We start from the raw sequence: 21,656 nt of genomic DNA, 5'->3' as shown, positions 1-21,656 counted from the left end.
CTGCAACCCTTATTTTTATATGAATTCACCATTTATATTTAAATCACAATTAAGGTTACCTTTCAAGGTTTAATTTAAAAATAAATTAATCATTCATATATAAATAAAATAAAAAAGGAAAAATAATTTTCGACAAGACAAAATTTAAGGTCGAAATTAATTATTAATAATTAATTTAACCATATGAGTATGCGAATGTTTTTGGGGAGAGGCGATGGCAGCCAGTTTGAGTCGGTAGCGTTTTTTGGGGGATTGGAAATCTCAAACAAATTAGCAGCAAGCCACTTAAATTTAGACTTGCCAACTAACGGTTTTATAAATTAATAACCCAGCTGTTTAGCAATTTTGTCCGCTGTCACTAATAATTCATGTTTTATATCAAGCATACTGCTTGCTTGATATGTTTTATTTTTTAATACTGACACAGCCAACGCCGCAACCACTTTGCCTTCTGGCTCACCTATTAATACAGCGACGTCACAAATACCATCAGTAATTGAGTTATCAGCCAACAAATAACCTTGTGCGCGAATACTATTTAATTCTGCAAATAAGCTATTTTGGTTTGATTTAGTCAGTTTAGAAAAGCCTTTTTCACGCTGTAAAATCATATCGCGTACTTCATCATTACTATTGGCCAACAATACTTTACCTGAAGTTGTTGTCATAGTTGGAAATAATGAACCTTCAGCTATGTTAACTGACACAGGTACTTGACTGCGTGCTTGGATAATGACCATAGTTTGGCTTTGATAAAGCATGCTCAAATAACAAGATTGTCCAATACGCACAGCTAAGTCTTCCATTTGTGGTAATGCAACTTGGCGCAATTGATCAATTGGGGAAATGGAGCGCGACAAATTATACAACTTTAACGACAGTTGATAGCGGCCTGACAATTCGTCACGTACTAAATATCCGCGCGCTTCTAGTCCAACCAAGACCCGGTAAATTTCATTGGGATTACGCCCAACACCTAAGGCTATTTCTGCCTGTGATCTTGGTAGCTCTTGGCTAACTAAGTATTCTAAAATATCCAAACCTTTGTCTAAAGCTGGTACTGCATACTTATTTGTTTTGCTGGTACTACCAGTCTTGCTTTCAACTGTTGTCAAAGTTGTTACCCTCAAGCATATTATTTTGCGCTTATATTAACATAGGAGCTTTAAAGTTTAGAGCCAATTCCTGCTTACATTTAGCCAGTCAACAACTCTCTATAAATCAGCATAGCTACCTTGTTACAAATTTTTAAAAATAATATGTGTCAGCCATGTACTTACAAAACAATAATGTTAACAACTAATAATACTATTTTTGGAGTTTTGATGAAGCTAAATTCAATAAAACCATTAGCATTCACTATTTTAACCCTAGCCTGCAGTGCATGTAGCAACTCATTACCAACACAAGCCACGGATTCGTTATTGATAGATTTTGAAAACGACACAGACAAAAAATTAATTTTGTTGGAAAATGCTCAAGCAAAATTGCAATCTAATGAAAATGGGCAATCATTAGTTATTAAGCTCGCATCGAAAGACCATCACGATGCATCTTTTACCATACAGCCAGACAAACCTTGGGACTTCAGCCAGTACCAAAATGCAGCTATCGCACTTGATATTAAAAACCCGAGCTCATCTTCAACTCATGTTTATATTTACACTTATGACGCAAACAACGCCTTTCAACTGCGTAATGTAGTGATACCAGCAAATAGTAAAAACAATTATTTAATTGAACTTAAAAGCTTGGGCTTGCAAGTTAACTCAGGTATTCGCAATAATCCACCAAGTTGGCAACATGATTATGTGCACACTATTTGGCGCGGTGGTGTTAAACAGCCTGACATTGGCGCTATCAGTAAAATAAAATTTTTAGTCTCAGGTGTGCTCGAAAATAAAACGTTAGAAATTGACAATATAAAACTGGTTGAGCCTAAACAATTTGATGATAACTTTTTAACTGGCATAGTGGATAAATTTGGCCAAAACGCCAAACAAGAATTTGAACGCAAAGTCCATTCGGTAGCAGAGCTACAAGCTTTTAGTCAGCAAGAGCAACAAACTCTAGTCGACCACCCACTGCCTTCTCGCTCAAAATTTAATGGCTGGGCTGACGGCCCCAAACTAAAAGCGACGGGTTTTTATCGCACTGAAAAATACCAAGGCAAATGGTCTATTGTCGATCCAGAAGGTTATTTGTTTTTCTCAAATGGCATCGCCAATATCCGCATGGCCAATACTTCCACCATCACTGGTTATGACTTTGACAAAAAATTCATCAAACAAAGAGACCCAAAAGACTATACGCCTGAAGATTCCATTGGCTTAAACCGTGCGCCTGATAGCGCAATTGTCTCTCGCCATGTAAGTTCCGATATCCGCGCAAATATGTTTACTTGGTTACCCAGTTATCAAAGCGAAGAAGCAGCAAGTTTTGGCTACCGTCGTGAAGTCCACACAGGTGCAATTGAGCATGGTGAAACCTATAGTTTTTATCGCGCTAATTTAGCGCGTAAATACCAAACTAATGACGAAGCCTTATTAATGGAAAAGTGGCGAGATACCACAATTAAACGTATGCATTCATGGGGATTCACCTCTTTTGGAAATTGGGTAGACCCAAGCTATTACCAGCTCAACCGCCTACCCTATTTTGCCAATGGTTGGATAATTGGCGACTTTAAAACCGTCAGCTCAGGCAATGACTATTGGGGCGCAATGCCTGACGTATTTGATCCTGTATTTGCGCAAAGAGCAGAAGTCACCGTTAAACAAATCGCGGATGAAGTACAAAATAACCCTTGGTGTGTAGGCGTATTTATCGACAACGAAAAAAGCTGGGGATCAGAATGGGGACCAACCGCACAATACGGCATAGTCATCAACGCTCTGACTAAACAAGCATCAGAAAGTCCAATTAAACAAAGTTTTGTCACTGAGCTAAAACAGCGTTATGCCAACATCAGTCAATTAAATAGCGCTTGGCAGAGTAATTTCGCTTCTTGGCAACAACTTGAAGCACCTTATACAGTTGATGTTATTTCAGACGCAATGCAGCAAGATTTTTCTGCGCTTTTATACCACTACGCAAACAAATACTTCAGCATAGTCGCCAATTTGCTTGAGCAACATATGCCAAACCATATGTACATGGGGCCAAGGTTTGCCCACTGGGCAATGACACCAGAAGTTAGAAAAGCCGCAGCAAAATGGGTTGATGTAATGAGCTACAACTACTACAGAGAAGGAATCGACCAACCATATTGGAATATATTAACCGAGCTAGACATGCCAAGCATTATTGGTGAATTTCACAACGGTTCAATGGACTCAGGTTTATTTAATCCAGGGCTGATTCATGCAACCAACCAAGCCGACCGCGGCAAAAAATATCAAGAGTACATGTACAGCGTAATCGACAACCCTTACTTTGTCGGCGCACACTGGTTTCAATATATAGACTCTCCTTTGACAGGCCGTGCCTACGATGGCGAAAACTACAACGTCGGTTTTGTAAATGTTGCGGATATTCCATATCAACCTTTGGTAGATGCAGCTAAAGAAGTCAATCAAACAATCTACACGCGACGGTTTAAATAATTATGTTTAATAAAATACTCAAAGCTAAACTGATTTTAGCGGTTGCAAGCTTAATGCTATTGAGTGCGTGCAACTTAACTTCAGCACCTGTATACCCAACAAGCGATGCTTTAGACAACAATTTAAAAAACAACCATTACTCAGAAAAAGTATCTCTGGCAGGACAATGGCAATTTCAAATTGATCCTTATAAAAATGGCAATAAACAGCAATGGTGGAAAACCAGTACAAATACACAAAATTGGGACCAAATAGCCGTACCTGGTGTGTGGGACGTATACGACCAATACGCCAATTACATGGGCGATGCTTGGTATCGAACCGAATTCAAAGGCAGTAAACATTGGCAAGCACAGCAAGTGCGTTTGGTATTTGACAGTGTTTACAACGATTCAGAAGTTTGGTTAAACGGTGTTTATTTAGGTGCCAACAAACTGGGTTTTATGGCTTTTGAATTTGATATTTCCAAACACTTAAAACCAGAGCAAAACAATACCTTAGTTGTAAAGGTAAACAACCGATTTAGACGTGGTGCAGTATGGAATTGGGGTGGCATTCGCCGTCCAGTATACCTTGATATTCGTCCTAAAACGCATATTGAAAAAGTCTATGTAACGGCTCAACCCAATTTATCCAGCGGCAGCGCCAACATAAAGTTAGAAACCTTTCTAGCTAACTTAGATGACAAACAAATCAACGCAACCATTGAGCATAAATTATTACGCAATGGCCAAGTTGTTGCTGTTTATAACGATATACCAAGCGTTACAATAACTGAGAATAATCAGCACAAACTAACGGCATCGTATACGTTAGAGCCTAACAAAGTTGCGCTATGGCACTTTAATAGCCCAAACCTTTACCATATTGAAACAACGCTGCGTATCAACAAGCAAATAGTCCATCAACATAAAGATAGATTTGGTATTCGCACCGTTGAAGTAAAAGACCGTAAGTTATTTTTAAACGGTGAGCAAGTGCGGTTAGTCGGCCTCAATATGGTGCCAGAAGATAGATTTGATGGTAATGCCCTACCACTTTCACGCATTAAAGAAGACGTAGATTTACTTAAATCTTTAAATGCTAATTTTGCCCGTTTATCTGGCCCTGCACTGCCAAAAGAATATTTAGACTATCTAGATGAAGTTGGCTTTTTAGTGGTTGAAGAAGTTGCCTTATGGGGCAAAGATGCGTTAGTTGACCCAGACCATCCATTGCCAAAACAATGGTTAGAGCGATTGGTTTCAGACAACTACAATCACCCATCTGTTATTGCACGTAGTGTTGGCAATGAAATTGGCGATTTAAACAAAAACCCCAAAGTACTTGAATATGTGGAAAGCGCAATTGCCCATGCAAAAGCGTTAGATCCGACTCGACTAGCTGTGTACATCTCTTATTCAGCTGACTACCAGAAAAATGATCCGTCAAAGTTTTCTGAAATTGTCATGTTTAATAAATATGGTAAACATGAAGAACGCTTGCAGGTAGTTGATTCATACCACCCTGACAAACCAATATTTTTCTCAGAAATTGGCACAGCACTAGATGGGGTTGACCCAAATGAATCTGTGTTAGATGTTGAAGCCTTGATGGGGCCTTTGCGTAAATATCCATACTTAATTGGCACATCGCATTTTGCGTTTAGCGACTACCGTAGTACTTGGTACGACGAAAAACCATCGTGGACGACTGACTTTTCACAGAACCGTGCTTGGGGTGTATTAACCTCGTATCGCAATAAAAAGCGCTCGTTTGCCAAGTTACAAAATTTCTATTCACCATTAGAAAAATTTGAACTAGACACCAGCGGTAAATTCCTCAAAATCAAACTTACATCACGCTCGTTAAATAGTTTCCCATCTTACACTATGTCTGGCTATCGACTTATTTGGCAAGCACTCAACCGTAAAGGTGACACTATGCAAATTGGCCAACTGCCCATTGCTACTTTATCGCCAGGAAAAAGTGCCCCAGTATTTGAAGTGCCGTATTTCGGAGACTACGCGAAACTTCAAGTTAGCTTAATTGACTCAGCAGGGTATGTTGCACAGCAGATCTCGCACGATAAACAAGTGCCGCTTAGTAGCGAAATTAAAGCTTATTTCACTTCCTTGGATACAATCCGAGTTGTCTATAACCGCTCAGCACTAGCGAATGAATATCAATTGGTTGCAATAGGTCCTAAAGGTGAAAAAATTCTGGGAAAACCAACCATCAATCATTTTGCCGAAGTCAGTGGTTTACAACCACAAACCGAATACACATTACACCTATATGCACTTAATGATGCAGGTCGTGGCCAGGCCAATAAAAAGCAGCTAAAAGTAGAAACTGCGCCAAACGAATTGCCACCGATAATTTGGGCAACCGAAGGCAAGTTAGACGCATTTCATATTGGTTTTTCTGTTGCACGTAACGATTTCGCTTTCGAAGTTCAGTACGGTTTAAGTTCAGGCGAATATACCCACAAACATTTAGTGCAAACTAAAGGAGCAACGCGCATACCGGCTATTGAGCAAGGGAAAGACCATTATTTTAAATTTAGACGTTTAATTACCGGCACAATAGACAGTGATTGGAGCGAAGAACACAAAGTGGTACTCCAAAGCCCAGCAGGTTTATTACCACCGAGCGACGCTACTGCAATTGCTACGACAAAAGGCTACGTGTTGAAACTAACCCCAGTTCGCGGTGCAACGGGTTATCGCATAACGGCTAAAGATGCGAAAGGTAAAAGGTTTGAATTAAACACAAGGTTGGCCTATTCAAACTTTATTAACCTAGAAGATCAGAGGCTTGTACAAGCAACCGATTTGCAAATAGCAACTTTAGATGCTCAGCAACAACCGGGTCAATTTGCTTCTATCGAATTGGTTTCTCAAACGGGTGCTTGGCTATTACTTCAAGCAAATAGATAAATAGTTATCTGACGTATATTCGGGCAGTTGTTGTAATAAACTGCCCGTAAAACCGCTGCAAGCTATTCGAAACGTGCTGGTAGATCTTTTAGAAAACTCGGATATAGCTAATTTTTTGTATAAACCATTCGGCCATCACGGTTAATTAACACTAGCGGTTAGTCGCGTTTGTGCCAAATATAGTATTCCAAGCCTGATCAACCATACTATTAACTGTTCAGGTATATTCTTGCTGTTTACAACTCATGTGCTAGTTTCACCGATTTTCGTTCGATTCAGCAAGTACCTCTACTCTATAGCAAATGCTCAGAGCTTGCTTAATACGCCGTCTATATTTACTTCTCAGATTAAAGAATACATCACGAATTTTTACTTAGCGAGGATAAATCATGGTTAAGCTATTAGACATTATTCTGCATTTGTAGGTTTAGATTGGGCGAGAAAAAAACGATGTATGTGTTCAAATAGGGACTGAAAACTGTATTGGACAGTATGAGACTTTATTACACTCCTGCAAAAATTTCTGCTAGATAAATTTTGAATATATAAAAATTACTTTTAATACATTTAGGGAGTAAGAACGTCATGTTCCATCAGAAATCTAGTTTAGTAATAATTAGATGTTGAACTTTGTTAGTTTAAAATCCCTTATAAATCATAATCTAAGAAAAACATATAGTACCTAATAATGATCCAGATATATTAATAATAAAGTTTTACCCTCACAAAATAGGTCAAATTTTCACTCATTATGCTTATAAAAACTTCCTGAGTTATGATATTTTATGGTTTTTACTGATTATTAACAGTAGTCTTTCAATACTACCTAAAACCCCCTCCTTGTTAACTACATGTTAAAATAAAACTAAACCCATTGCCTGACTGCAGCATATTTAGCAATATTATTATACTAGTAGATAACTCGTTGTTTAATTTTTACCTTATAGCTTTTGTTTATTCCTCTTTGTCATCGCCTGCTTTAATAGCTAGGGCCTGTTGATCTTTGCTGTATGTTTTTCACTCAGCAATGCATTGGTAACCACATCATCGAAAATTCCAGTGATACCATACTGGTATAATTTCTCACCAACTTTTCATATCTGATTGATATTGAACGATAATGTTTTATTCGAGCAAACGCATTTTCAACTAAATGTCAATATTTATAAAGACACCAATCAACGCTATTTTTATCAATATCTTGCCATAATTACGTTTTGGTATCACTGAGATACCCCCTTTGACTTCAATATATTTTCTCAGAGCATCACTGTCGTATCCTTTGTAACCTACGAAAATGTTGACTTCCCTAAAATGGTCAACCAAACTTTGCGCCCGAGCTATGTCATTTCTTTGGCCTTCTGATAGCTCAAAATAAATGGGAAGCCCGCCACTATCCACGGCTAGATGAATTTTTGTAGAATTACCACCTCGGCTCTTTCCGATACATTCACTTTCTTCGGTCACTGCGCCTGTACTATGTTGATGAGCTTTGATAATTGAACTGTCTGCAAAGACCCACTCGCAATCAGATAATTTGGCTAACTCATTGAATATTATATTCAATAACCCTTTCTTTGACCACAAATTGAAGCGCCTATAAATGGTATTCCAACTACCCAATTCCGTTGGTAAATCTCGCCACGGGATACCAGTTCTTAGCTTATAAAGTATCCCTTCAAACGTCATTCTGTGTTCTGGTTTGTTATAAATGCGGCCTGTACTCTTCATTATTTTAAGTAGCTTTTGCCACCACTTATCAATTAGCATTATTCTTGGCATGGTATTGAGTTGTTCTTTTACTTTTGGCGAAGCAAATTATAACCCTTTACCATGCCGCTCAAAAACTAATCACAGAAGCTCAACAGACCCTAGCGTAGGCTGCTAAGTAATCTGAATTTTTGTCTTCAGGCTCTACCTGAATAGGAGAAGTTAGATGGTGCGAGACTAAAATAGGAATATCATCTTGGCAATTATCTAATTCGGTTTGGATAAATGTTTTGGCTTTAGTATGCCACTAAACTGTCTCTAATGGTCTTAGCTTTCAGTATCCCATAGGTGATTTAACTTTATTTTTAGAAAATCATTCTTTCTCGATCAGGAAAAATTATTCTATTTAACAATATCTTGAACTGAAAATATTTCATAAATCAGCTCGGCATTAATGGATCAACAATTAAATCAAGAGGACAATGCAAACGTAATATTGAGTTAATGTGGTTAGCTGCATTACGTCACCCCATTTGGACGATAAAAATGTGGGTGGGAACAACGCATTTACTAACTAATTGCTTTGAAAAATGTAGGCATAGAAATCAGCTTTAATTTATACTGGCTTACACAAAAATCGATCCGAAATTTTCTAAAATCGCCTGTGTCAGTTACCACAAAGTCTGGGTACAATCCGAATATCAAATTCGAATGTACCCTAATAACAAATGCCAGATCAAGTTAGGACTTATTCAGATTTACATTTTGTCGATCATATGATCACCAGCTAATTTAATTCGTAACAACCTGTCATTTGCAGTGATATACAAGTACTGCTCTTTGTCATCAAATGCCAAATTAGCGCAAAAATATGGAATATTAATTTTTGCCAATACTTCTCCGGTTGGGGAAAATAGCCAAACGCCATATGGGCCTGTGGCAAACACTACACCAGAACTATGCACTTTTAAGCCATCAGGCGCACCATTGTCATGTGTGCCGTTTCCTGCAACTTGGTAAAAAAGTTTTTTGCTAAGCACCTCCCCTTGCTCATCTAATTGATATTGATACCAAGCAGGCGCATCTGGATCAGATACCGCAACATACAGGGTTCTGTTATCTGGTGAAAGAGCGATTCCGTTGGGAAAGGTTAAACTTTTATCCAGCAGTTTAAGATCACCTTCGGGTGATAATTTAAAAACGCCTTGAAAATCTAATTCTTTCGCTGGATCGTCCATTGATTTTGGCAAACCATAAGGCGGATCTGTAAAAAACACATTGCCTTTGTTATCAACCGCAACATCGTTTGGGCTATTTAGCCGTTTGCCATGGTAGTGGGTTGCCAATGCTTTGTAGTTTGTTTTAGCGTTATTTAGTGGAGCTTCCATCACAGCCACTTGTCGACTACGAGACTGCATTATCACTAATTGATTTTGTGGAGTTAAATTTAACCCGTTTGAAAAACCGCTATCAGTTAAATAAGTAGATACACCTTCAGTTGGCGAATACTTGATAATCTGATTATTTGGGATATCCGAAAATAGCAAATAACCTGATTGCTCAAGTGAGTTTTCAATCCATAATGGCCCTTCCACCCATTTAAAACCCTCAGCCAGTTGTTCATATCCTTGGTTTATATCTAAATAGTTTAACGCTGCTTGATCGTGAATTTGATACAAAGCTTGACTAAAACGTCGTGGATATATGTTTTTGTTTACCTCTTTTACCGCATCAACCAAAGGTTGATAAGGAATGTCCGTTACCGAGACAAAACCAACATTGTAGTTCTCGCCGTCGTAAGCGCGGCCAGTCAATGGCGAGTCTATATATTGGAACCAATGTGCACCAACTAGATATGGGTTGTCGATAACACTATACAAATACTCTTGATATTTACGTCCACGATCAGCTTGCGATTCTGCATGAATCAACCCAGGGTTTAATAAACCTGAATCTAAAGCGCCATTGTGGAATTCGCCGATAATACTTGGTTTGTCAATTTCAGCTAAAAAGTCCCAAAAATCGTCGTTGATGCCTTCTTTATAATAGTTATAGCTCATAACATCAGCATGTTTGGCCGCAGCAAAACGGATTTCAGGTGTCATACCCCAGTCGGCAAAACGTGCGCCCATGTACATATGGTTCGGCATATAGTGCTTAACCGATTGTTTAACTACTTTGAAATATTGCTCGGCATAAACAAATAATAAATGTGACAAGTCGGTCAACATAACATCAGAATACTTGGTTATTTCAACGCCTTTGGCTAAGGTTTGCCAATCAGATATTTGTGTATTCCACGCTAGGTTAAGCTGTTCAATCGAGCTATATTTTTTAGCTAATTCATCAACAAATACCTGTTTGGCAGGGCTATCACTGGCTGGGCGGGTGAGCGTATTTAATACTATGCCATACTGACCTTCAACTGAGCCCATCATGCCCCAACTTTTTTCATTATCAATAAACACACCAACACACCAAGGGCTATTTTTTACTTCATCAGCAATTTGTTTCACTGTGATGTCGGTACGTTGTTTAAAAACAGGATCGAACGGATCAGGCAACGGGCTCCAATAATCATTGCCACTGCTAACGGTTTTAAAGTCACCAATAATCCAACCGTTCGCAAAATATGGATATTGCTGCATGTCGTAATATTTAGCATCAATCCAATTACCAAACGAAGTGAAACCCCAAGACTGCATACGTTTTACTGTCGTTTCTCGCCATTTTTCCATCAATTCAGCGTCATCATTTGTTTGGTACTTACGCTGTAAATTGGCGCGGTAAAAACTAAAAGTTTCACCTCGCTCAATTGCGCCTGTATGTACTGAACGCCTATAACCAAAGTTATCAGCCAGTTCAGAGCCATATTCTGGCAACCAGCTAAACATATTTGCTCGTAACTCTGAGGAAACTTCACGGCTAGGCCATGCAGCTTTAGGTGCTGGGTTTAAACCTAATGAATCTTCCGGGGTTAAATCGCCCGCTTTGCGCTCAACGATTTTGCTGTGGTCAAAGTCATAACCTGTAATGGTAGAAGTATTGGCTAAACGTACATTGGCGATACCATTAGAGAAAAATAAGTGCCCTTCAGGATCAACTAAAGTCCATTTTCCTTGGAATTTCTCAGCTCGGTAATAACCCGTTGCCGCCAATTTGGGGCCATGCTTCCAGCCATTATATTTGGAGCGGTCGGTAAAACCACTCGCAGATAATTCGGTTTGTTCTTTATTGTGGATCTCAATCAGCTCAGCGGTTGACGTTACCTTGTTTGGAAAATCAACGCGAGTACTCTGGCCAAATTCATCCACTAAATTAGTTAGGTAGTTATTATCAACGGCTTTCGGGTAAATTAAACGAGCGTTGTCGATAATCAGTTGTTTATCTTCAAGTACACCTCTTACATTAAATTTAATACTGGTTATTTGGCTGATATCGATATTTTTTGTGCCATGTCGCCAAATAATCGGTACATAATCACTCTGCCAGCTTGGCGGATTTGAGCGTATGCCAGTTTCTACATCTAAATCTATGCCTTTAAGTTCAATAAAATAGGTGTCAGCTGAGCTAGCTGGCACAACAAAGCTCCGATTATGCGTTTTGCCGGCTTTATCTTTAACTGTGACATACATGTGCACTGAGTTATTTTTTGGGTTTTGTATATCTAATGCAAAAGCAAAAGATTGTTCGTGCGACCAGTCCCACCCATGCTCTGATTTAAACTCAAAACCGGACACATGCTGCTGTTTTGAATCAAAGCTAATTTTGGCAGCTGTATTTGAACCTGCAACAATAGATTTAATTAAAGCATTTTCAGTGACTAAATTATTAAAATCAGCCGCTTGCTCAAAATCCCACAACATTTTTTCACTGTTATAAGTATTCGAAGTTTGCCCGCATGCTGCTAATAACCCAGCAAAACCGAGCAGGCTAAGGTGTTTTATATTTATAAATTGCATTGTGCTTTTATCCCATTTGTTTTAGTCGATTAACTATTTTGCTAACACCAGCAATGAGTTGTTGTTTTTCAACTTCAGTTTCTACTGGTTTTGCCAATGCGCCGCCTATACCTAAACCTTTCGCACCAGCATCTATCCACTGTTCAAAGTTGTCTTGATCTATGCCGCCAACCGGGAAAAATGCTGTGTCTAAAAACGGCCCTTTGGCTAAAGCTTTCAAATATTCAGGGCCAATTGGCTCAGCCGGAAACAACTTAACTACATCAGCGCCTGCTTTTTTCGCCTCTACCACATCAGTCGGGGTAAATGCGCCCATTAATACAGGTAAATTATGTTCATTAGCAAAAGCACCAACTTGTTTACAGGTATTCGGGGTTACTAAGAACTGCGCACCCGCAGCTTTGGCTTGCTCAGCAATTTCTACTGTGGTGATTGTACCAGCACCAACAATTAAGTTTGGATATTGCTCGCGCAGTTGGGTGATTTTGCTCGCGAACCCCGGGGTGTTGCTGGTTATTTCTAAAATACCGACACCCGCGGTTAATAGGTTTTCAACTATGCCGTCTATCTGTTCTGGCTGTTCAACTCGAATAATCACCACCAGCTTTTGTTTAAACATCTGTTCAATTATTTGTTGTTTATTCATTGGATAATTCCACACCTCAACACCTTAAATAAAAACGTTAACTGTTAACTATATTTTTAAAAGAAAAAATTTAGCGAATAACATATCCGCTGGTAAAACCTTGAACGACTGCATTTATTTCAGCTTCATCCGACCAATGTTGATCGCCGTAACAAGTGTGCGCCAGTGCAAAAGCTGCATTGGCAAAATCAATTGTCTGTTGTGCTGATTTGCCACTTAATAGACCATGCAAAATCCCTGCGGCAAATGCATCCCCAGTGCCTAATCGGTCGAGTATCTCTACGTCTAACCAATTGCTTTGATAATTTTCACCTTGAGTGCGGTAAATCGCGGCCAACAGGTTGCTCGATGCACTCTTGTGTATTCGCGCGGTTACTGCCGCGTCTACATTAAAGGTATCGGTTAAATAAGCGGCAACAAGTTTGGTTTGGTCAATTGCATCAGCCTTGTCAAAAGTTTTGCCAAACACATCAGCAACTGCACCTGCGTTGGCAAAAGCTAAATCACTGTAATGTAAAATTTGGCTAAAAATCTGCTCGGCTTTTTTGTTTTGTTGCTGCTCTTCAGACCATAAACTGCGGCGGTAATTAATATCAAAAGCAACTTTAACGCCCATGTTATTAGCAATACGCGCAGCTTTTACTATCTCACTGGCGCAATTGGTTGAAAGTGCAGGTGTGATTCCGCCGATAAACAACCAGTCTTTACCGGCTAATATCTTTTCCCAATCGAATTGACCGGGCTGCAGCTCAGCAAAAGCCGAATCTGCTCTATCGTAAACCACTCGCGATGGACGAATAGATGCGCCAAGCTCAATAAAATAACTACCAATTCTATGACCACTTCGTAAACAATAATCGGTGTTGATACCGTATTGTTTAAGTGTCGCGATACAGTGATCGCCTATTGGGTTATCAGGTAAACAAGTCGCGAAATAACTTTGATGACCTAACCTTGCAAGTGAGCTCGCAACATTTGCTTCAGCCCCTGCAAAATCAACCGCTAAATTTTTCGCAACAACCAATTTTTGTTGTGGTAATGCTGGCGTCAACCTTTGCATTATTTCGCCAAAAAAAACTATGCTCACGCTTTGGCCTCCAATTCATTTTCGGCAATTGGCATTTCTATGGTTTCAACCTTGCCCACCAAAAATAAATACGAGAACAAACCAACAAATGCGAGGCCTGCAATCAGTGCTAATGCGGGTCTAAAATCACCGTCTTGCACTAAAAAACCAATAAGAATAGGTACAATTACCGCAGATAAACCACCGATAAAATTAAAACAGCCACCGACTAAACCAACCATATGTTTAGGCGCGATTAAAGAGACAAAGACCCAGTTGATCGAAGCCAAACCATTGCCAAAAAAGGTTAAAGATAAGAAGAAAGTCACCCATAAAGTGCTGTCGGTGTAGTTGGCAAAAATAACCGAGCTAGATAAAAACAAACCTAATATGATAGGAGTTTTACGCGCAAACTCATTTGAGTAACCTTTACGCACCAATAAATCAGATACAAAACCTGACAACAGCACACCACAAAATGCCGCTAAAAATGGTACTGAGGCTAAAAAGCCGGTTTTTAAATCACTAAATCCGCGGTATTCAGCTAAGTAAGTTGGAAACCAAGTTAAAAAGAACACTAAGGTGCCGCCTAAACAGAATTGGCCAATATAAATGCCCCAGAGTTTTTTGCTAGAAAATGCCAGTTTTAAATTTTGCATGCTAACGGGTGTTGCATTGGCTGGTTCTGCAGTTGTTTTATTGCTTTGAACATTAGCTTGAGTATTAGCTTGCGTGTTTTCAGTTGGTGCTTCTTTGTAAAATATGTACCAAATAACCGCCCAAACTATGCCAATTAAACCTGAAACAATAAACAAACCACGCCAGCCAAACCAGTCCTGAATAACCGCCAACACGGGCATTAAAAATGCCAAACCAATAAATTGCCCAGAGGTATAAACTGCAATCGCCCCTGCTCTTTCTTGCTCGGCAAACCATTGAGTGACTATTTTGTTGTTAGCAGGATAACTTGGTGCTTCAAAAAAACCTATCGCCATTCGACAGCCAATGAGTGCCGCAACTGAGCTAACTAAACCTTGTACTAAAGTCACTAAACTCCAAGCGACTAAAATAAATGGATACAAAATACGAATACGCACGGCGTCCACTAACATGCCACCAGGTATTTGCATAATTGAATAGGTCCAAGCAAATGCGGAAAAGATCAAACCCATTTCAACTTTGCTGATATTTAAGTCAGCCGAAATTGCAGCCGCTGCAACAGATATATTGGTTCTGTCCATGTAGTTAATGACCACACTGATAAATATCAGCGCTAAAATGCCACCTTTTTTCATTTTATCCCCCTTTATTACCAGTTGGTGTAACTGCCGTCTGGTTTAATTAATCTGGGTGGTTCCCAAAATTTGAATTGTTGGTTTTGCAGTTTTTCTTCATTTACGTCTATACCTAAGCCGACACAGTCAGGCACAGCAAAACTGTTATTGGTTACACGCGGTCGATTAGTAAAAATTTCATCGTATTCAGATAAATCACCATCGTATGGCGCAAGCTCTAACCAGCTCATATTGGCAATAGCTGCACAATAATGTACTGATGCGGCGGTACAAATTGGGCTAAGTGGATTGTGCGGCATCATGTCGATATATTTTGTTTCACACATGGCGGCAATTTTAATTGCTTCAGTAAAACCACCCGCGTTACAAATATCTATTCGCGCATAATTGGTTAAAGCGCTGTCAACGTATGGTGCAAAATCCCACTTGCTGGTGAGCTCTTCACCTATCGCAAACGGAATATCCACCATAGAGCGTAAATTTTGATAGGCCTGAATAGACTGATCGCGTATTGGCTCTTCTAAATAATCTAAAGTGCCACTTGGCATGCGTTGACAAAAAGATGCGGTTTCACCAACACTTAGTCTGTGGTGGTAATCAATACCCAGCATAATTTCACTGCCTATAGCTTCGCGTGCTTGGGTTAACCAATGTGCTGTTTTGGCTAATGACTTTCTACTGTCAAAAACAGTTTTCCCTTCTGCTTTGCCATGTTCGCCTGTGGTGACCCGAATAGACTGCCAACCTTGCTCTTTTAATTTGAGTAAATCTTCAATTAAACCTTGGTTGAAATCTTTTACTGACGTTGCAAATAAAGGGATATAATTGCGCTGTTTACCACCTAACAATTGATAAGCTGGCTGGTTTAAATATTTTCCGGCAATGTCATGCAGCGCTATATCAATAGACGAAATGGCGGCAGCCAATACACGGCCACCTTCAAAATATTGGCTACGATACATTTCTTGCCACATGGCAGAGATATTAAGCGCATTTTGGCCAATTAGAAATTGCTTAAAATGTTCAATAGTGCCAACCACAGCTTTTTCTCGACCGGATAAACCAGATTCCCCCCAGCCATAAATGCCCTGATCAGTTTCAACTTTCACCAAACAAACATTGCGAAAGCCAAGCCAAAATACATATGTTTTTATATCTGTTATTTTCATGTTACTTCTCTAGTTAACCAACTTACTGCACTAATACTTTTGACCAATATTGCCGACCTTGATTGATATGTTGCTGCAAAGCTTGCACTGCGTCCTGCGGCTTTTTGTTGACTATGTCGGATAGAATTTTTTCGTGTTCGACAATTGTATGTTCACGCCTTGCCAAACTAATCGGAATATTGCCGTGCAGCGCTTGTAAGATAAGTTTGTTTTTTTTCCACAGTTGTACAGCACTTTTGTTGTAATGGTGTTTGTACATCAGCCAATGAAATTCTGTGTCGAGTTCCCGAAATTTCATATGCTCATCAACTGCTAAACTACGCATTTGATGCAACACTTCGTTGAGTTTTAACAAACAATCTTGCGTATATCTTTGGATATACCATTCAAACAAATATGGCTCGAGCAATTGCAAAATTTCGAATACATCGCGCATGGTCGCGTGACTAAAATTCGCCACGCGTGCGCCACTATTTTTTTGCGAAGTAACAAATCCCTCACCTTCAAGTTGTTTTATTGCCTCCCGAATTGGATTAATTGATGTGCAGTAGCGTTTAGCCAAAGCTGTAGTCACAAGCCTATCGCCACTGACATATATGCCCTGAGCTATGTCAGCAAGAATTTGCGCATAAACTTTGTTCTCGTGTTGAAAAAAATCTTTGAAATATTCACTTGCCGACATATTGCGTACAACCCAACTAAAATTACACATAATCCATTTACAGACTACACTTAAATTAAATTGTTTACAATAAACACTTGACAACAATAGTTAACAGAAAGTAAAAATATTATAGAGATGTTTGTAACGCTGACATTAGAAGCAGTACAGCTAGGAAGTTAAACACTCAACAAACAACACAAACAAGAGGACATTCAAATGCGTAACAGCATGTTTAAACTCAATACCGTCTTATTATCTATGTTAGCCGCATCAGGTATGACTACGGTTGCTCAAGCTCAAACTAATCAAGCGGAAGAATCGGAAGTCATTCACGTAAAAGGCATTCGCAGTTCACTCAATAAATCAGCAGCGTTAAAACGTGATGCATCAGGGGTTATTGATGCCATTTCAGCTGAAGACATTGGTAAATTTCCTGACACTAATTTAGCCGAATCATTACAACGTATTACCGGTGTATCGATTGATCGCTCTAACAACGAAGGAAACCAAGTTACCGTGCGTGGTTTTGGTCCTAGTTTTAACTTGGTCACATTAAATGGTCGTCAAATGCCTAACTCATCTGCCTTAGATGGTGAAGGTATTTCCAGAAGTTTTAATTTTAAAGAAGTGGGTGCTGATACTGTTTCTGCTGTTGAAGTTTATAAAACTGGAAAAGCACATGTGAGTTCAGGCGGTATAGGTGCAACCATAAATATTAAAACCGCGCGCCCATTTGAACGCCCGGGATTTAATGCTCATGCAAGTGCCAAAGCTGTGATGGACACAAGCACAAGTGATGGTACAGGTAGAAGAATTACCCCTGAATTATCCGGAACAATCAGTAATACATTTTTAGATGATACTCTTGGCGTCATGTTGTCTCTCTCACATGCTGAACGAGATAGCCATAAAGACAGAGTAGGTACTCAAAATAACTGGAGTCGAGGGTATCCGGGTTTTGCAGAAGGAGCGTCTCCCGACACAGGTGCTATTAACACAGATAAAAACCCGACGTTAGAAACCTGGAAAGTACCAACAGTTGATTTGGACGACTCAAATACAGAGCGCACACGACAAAATGCACAATTAGTTTTCCAATATGCAATTAACGACAACCTAACGGCTACCGCAGACTATACAATGTCTCGCCACGATGAAAAAACCAAAATGAACAGAATGAGTTTTTGGTTTGATAATCTGGAATCAGGCAAAGCAGATGCCAATGGAACCATTATTGATCCGCGCCGTACAAATGATGAACTGAACTTCTGGGCATGGGAATATGCATTTGAAACCGAAAACGATTCATATGGCTTAAATTTCGAATGGTATGCAACAGACAACCTTAAATTTGAACTCGATATGCATGACTCAACTTCTCATGCAAATCCAGGTGCTTTACCGGCCGAACGCTTAGCGAATCTTGCAAACATCAAAACTGCAGATGGCAAAGGTGTTACCATACAAGCTGACTTTAGCTCTGATATGCCTAAAGTCAGCTACGACGATTCAATGTTAAATGGTGGCGCCTATGATTTGTCGAATATGCGGGCAGATTTATATCAGGAACGCGGCTACGAAATTGAAAATAACATCCAGCAAATTCAATTGCATGGTCACTGGGAAAACACAGGCAGTGGCGGCTTAAGTGCAATCAATTTTGGGGTTGCAACAACTAATTATCAAGTAGATACCACAACCATTTATAGCGCTAACTTTGCATTGGGTGGTGCAATGGATATATCTGCACTTGACCTATCGTTAGAAAATGGTGGGATAGGTTTTGAACATATTCCTAATTATTCTGCTATTCAGTTTATTGATATGGTAAAAGCGCAAGATCTATTTGTTGATACAAATAAAAATTTAAATGGTATTGAAGAGGAGACACTTGCCTATTATATATCATTTGATTTTAATACTGAATTTAATGGGATGGATTTTAATGCCAATATTGGTGTCCGCTACGAAGATACTGATGTGTCTTCTTACTCAATCGAAAAACCAGTTGTAGGATTTAACTGGGTTTCAGATTTAGAAATGTCTAAGATATATGCAAATGAAGAAACATCCAGCTCTTTATATGGTGACTATAACTACTTTTTACCAAACATGGATTTTAGTTTAAATATTACCGGAGATTTAGTCGCTCGTATGTCGTACAGCACAACTATTTCACGTAGTGATATTAGCGCTATGTTCCCAGCAACCGAATTAACTAACCATTTATCTACAGGCCCGTTTAAAGCAAATCAAGGTAACCCTAATTTGTTACCTTATGAATCTCGTAACTTTGATTTATCACTGGAATGGTACTACGGGGATACCAGTTATATGTCAGCAGGTTATTTCCGCAAACAAGTAGATAATTTTATTGCCACGGGCGAAGACGAAAGAATTATTAATGGACCAAATGGGCCTTTAACGAATCCAAGCGTGAATCCTCGTGGTAACTGTCCAGAAGGCAGTCCAACAAATCCGATTAATGCCTGCACATCGCAGTCTGATGATCCTGCTATTTTATGGACAGTGACTACTCCGAAAAACTTAGATTCAACCGAAGTGACCGGATGGGAGTTTAACATTCAGCATATGTTTGGAGATTCCGGCTTTGGTACCATTGCAAATTACACCATGGTCGACAGTTCTGATAACTACGATATTTATAACCTGAACAATGATTTTGCATTAACCGGTTTAAGTGACTCGGCAAATTTGGTTGGTTTTTATGAGCAAGACAGCTTCTCTATTCGAATAGCGTATAATTGGCGAGATAAATTCTTATTAAAAGGCGGTGCTGAGCCAACCTTTACAGAAGCTTACGAGCAAATTGATATCTCAGCTAACTATGAACTCAATGAAACTTTTACCTTGTTTGCTGAAGGCTTGAATATCACAGATGAAACGACTCGCCGTCATAACCGCTTTCAAAATCAAATTGTTGATTTTGAAGATTATGGCGCACGTTACAACTTTGGCATTACAGCCAAGTTCTAATTAAGTTGTAATTTGGTTGTAGATATAAGCGGTAAACATTCCGTTTGCCGCTTTGAGGTAGATTAAATGCACAATTCTATTTCATCTGTTGTCCTTGTTGGGGGTGGTAATGCGGGTTGGATCACAGCTGCGATATTAGCCAGCAAGCTGAAAAACAAATGTGCAGGGCAAGTTTCAATTAGTCTAATTGAATCACCAAACATCAAAACAATTGGTGTTGGTGAAGGTACTTGGCCAAGCATGCGCCGCACCCTTAAAAGTATTGGCGTAAGTGAAACTGAGTTTATTAAAAGTTGCAATGCAACATTTAAACAAGGTGCAAAATTTGTCGGCTGGGTTTCAGGCGCTAAAAATGATGCTTATTACCATCCGCTGATGTTGGCGGGCGAAGACGAACAATTTAATACACTGCACGCTTGGCATCACCAAGCACAACCCCAACAAGGTGCTTTTTCCAAAGCTTTTTGTGTACAAGATTATATATGTGAACTTGGTTTGGCACCTAAAAGCATCACCACTCCCGAATATGCGTCCGTTAGCAACTATGCATACCATTTAGATGCTGGTTTATTTACTGATTTTATAAAAAAACATTGTGTTGAAAAACTTGGAGTAAAACTGCTAACAGACGATGTGATTGAAGTTAAGGCTTCTGTAGAAAACACTATCTCAGCCGTGGTGACTAAAGAAAATGGTCTTGTGTCAGGAGATCTATTTATTGATTGCACCGGCTTTAATCGGCTCCTGATTAATAAACATTATCAAATTCCGTTTAAATCGTGCAAAAAGATCCTTAGTGCCGACTCAGCCATAGCTTGCCAAGTTGATTATGCCAATACTGATCAAGCAATTGCTTCAACGACAATTTCCACTGCACAATCAGCCGGTTGGATTTGGGATATTGGCTTACAAAACCGCCGAGGTGTTGGTTATGTATTCGCCAGTGATTATCTCTCTGACTGTGATGCCCAAGCACAATTGGCTAGCTACATAAACAACACAGCTGGCAATGCCACCAACTGCACTTTCAAAACCATTAAATTTAAACCTGGGCATTTAAGCAAATTTTGGCATAAAAACTGTGTCGCAATTGGATTATCAGCTGGTTTTTTAGAGCCACTAGAGGCTTCGGCTTTATTACTGATTGAGATGTCAGCCAATACTCTAGCTGAACACTTTCCTGCAAATCAAAGCGCTATGCAGTTAGTGGCAGATAAATTCAATCAAACATTTTTGTATCGCTGGCAACGCATCATCGATTTTCTTAAGTTGCATTACATACTCAATCAAAGACACGAGCCATTTTGGCAAGATATTAAACAAGCACAGAGCATACCTCAATCATTACAAAACCAGCTTGAGTTGTGGCGATACCAATATCCTTGTGTGCATGATTTTGAACAAGCAATAGAGGTGTTTCCGCTCGATAGCTATTTATATATTTTGTACGGCATGGGTTTTAAAACAGACTATCCGTTTAAAGTTAGTAAACAACAGCAAGACTTACTCTTGGCTCAATGCAGCGATATTCAATTACAGCTAGACCATCTTATCAATACTCTTGAACCCAACCGTAAACTCATTGAAAAAATTAAAAAATTCGGGCTGCAAAAAATTTAGG

The 21,656-nt window shown here is 39.3% G+C and carries 10 protein-coding genes and 3 pseudogenes; 4 read left to right on the top strand and 9 right to left on the bottom strand.

Annotated features, from left to right (window positions below):
- Positions 1-320: 320 nt before the first annotated feature.
- On the bottom strand, positions 321-1,115 hold the full coding sequence (locus N7931_RS08270; protein WP_262793309.1) for an IclR family transcriptional regulator: 795 nt from the start codon (positions 1,113-1,115) through the stop codon (positions 321-323).
- A gap of 210 nt (positions 1,116-1,325) precedes the next feature.
- On the opposite strand from N7931_RS08270, the gene N7931_RS08265 reads away from it, so the two are divergent.
- Both N7931_RS08265 and N7931_RS08260 read left to right on the top strand, forming a co-directional pair.
- Entirely contained in the window at positions 1,326-3,605 is a 2,280-nt protein-coding gene (locus N7931_RS08265; RefSeq protein ID WP_262793307.1) for a beta-galactosidase, read from the top strand.
- A gap of 2 nt (positions 3,606-3,607) precedes the next feature.
- On the top strand, positions 3,608-6,526 hold the full coding sequence (locus N7931_RS08260; protein ID WP_262793306.1) for a glycoside hydrolase family 2 protein: 2,919 nt from the start codon (positions 3,608-3,610) through the stop codon (positions 6,524-6,526).
- Between the two features lie 1,021 nt (positions 6,527-7,547).
- On the opposite strand, the pseudogene N7931_RS08255 reads toward N7931_RS08260, so the two are convergent.
- From N7931_RS08255 to N7931_RS08220, 8 genes and pseudogenes are all read right to left on the bottom strand, one after another.
- Positions 7,548-8,308 (bottom strand): annotated as a pseudogene (locus N7931_RS08255) (IS5 family transposase).
- A gap of 686 nt (positions 8,309-8,994) precedes the next feature.
- A pseudogene (locus N7931_RS08250) lies at positions 8,995-9,819 on the bottom strand (SMP-30/gluconolactonase/LRE family protein); the annotation flags it as partial.
- Positions 9,820-9,915: 96 nt separating this feature from the next.
- Positions 9,916-12,198 (bottom strand): annotated as a pseudogene (locus N7931_RS08245) (agarase); the annotation flags it as partial.
- A gap of 7 nt (positions 12,199-12,205) precedes the next feature.
- Positions 12,206-12,844, bottom strand: coding sequence for a bifunctional 4-hydroxy-2-oxoglutarate aldolase/2-dehydro-3-deoxy-phosphogluconate aldolase (locus N7931_RS08240; RefSeq protein WP_262793304.1), 639 nt, complete (start codon positions 12,842-12,844; stop codon positions 12,206-12,208).
- 70 nt (positions 12,845-12,914) lie between these two features.
- Positions 12,915-13,931: a sugar kinase gene (locus N7931_RS08235; RefSeq protein ID WP_262793303.1), complete on the bottom strand. Its 1,017-nt coding sequence runs from the start codon at positions 13,929-13,931 to the stop codon at positions 12,915-12,917.
- Positions 13,928-15,205, bottom strand: a complete 1,278-nt coding sequence (locus N7931_RS08230; protein WP_262793301.1) for an MFS transporter — start codon at positions 15,203-15,205, stop codon at positions 13,928-13,930. The genes N7931_RS08235 and N7931_RS08230 overlap by 4 nt, the downstream gene beginning before the upstream one ends.
- Positions 15,206-15,219: 14 nt before the next feature.
- Positions 15,220-16,374, bottom strand: a complete 1,155-nt coding sequence (locus N7931_RS08225; RefSeq protein ID WP_262793299.1) for a mandelate racemase/muconate lactonizing enzyme family protein — start codon at positions 16,372-16,374, stop codon at positions 15,220-15,222.
- Positions 16,375-16,396: 22 nt separating this feature from the next.
- On the bottom strand, positions 16,397-17,056 hold the full coding sequence (locus N7931_RS08220) for a GntR family transcriptional regulator (RefSeq protein ID WP_262793298.1): 660 nt from the start codon (positions 17,054-17,056) through the stop codon (positions 16,397-16,399).
- Positions 17,057-17,254: 198 nt separating this feature from the next.
- On the opposite strand from N7931_RS08220, the gene N7931_RS08215 reads away from it, so the two are divergent.
- Together N7931_RS08215 and N7931_RS08210 are read left to right on the top strand one after the other, a co-directional pair.
- Positions 17,255-20,035 carry a TonB-dependent receptor gene (locus tag N7931_RS08215; protein WP_262793297.1) on the top strand — a complete coding sequence of 927 codons (2,781 nt, stop codon included), beginning with the start codon at positions 17,255-17,257 and terminating at the stop codon, positions 20,033-20,035.
- Positions 20,036-20,101: 66 nt separating this feature from the next.
- A complete protein-coding gene (locus N7931_RS08210) occupies positions 20,102-21,655 on the top strand; it encodes a tryptophan halogenase family protein (RefSeq protein WP_262793296.1) in 1,554 nt (517 codons plus the stop codon).
- Position 21,656 lies beyond the last annotated feature (1 nt).

This window comes from Catenovulum sp. 2E275 (assembly GCF_025515275.1).
Classification (GTDB): Bacteria; Pseudomonadota; Gammaproteobacteria; order Enterobacterales; family Alteromonadaceae; genus Catenovulum.
The sequence above is the reverse complement of the archived record's forward strand: the minus strand, read 5'-3'. Positions and strand labels throughout refer to the sequence as shown.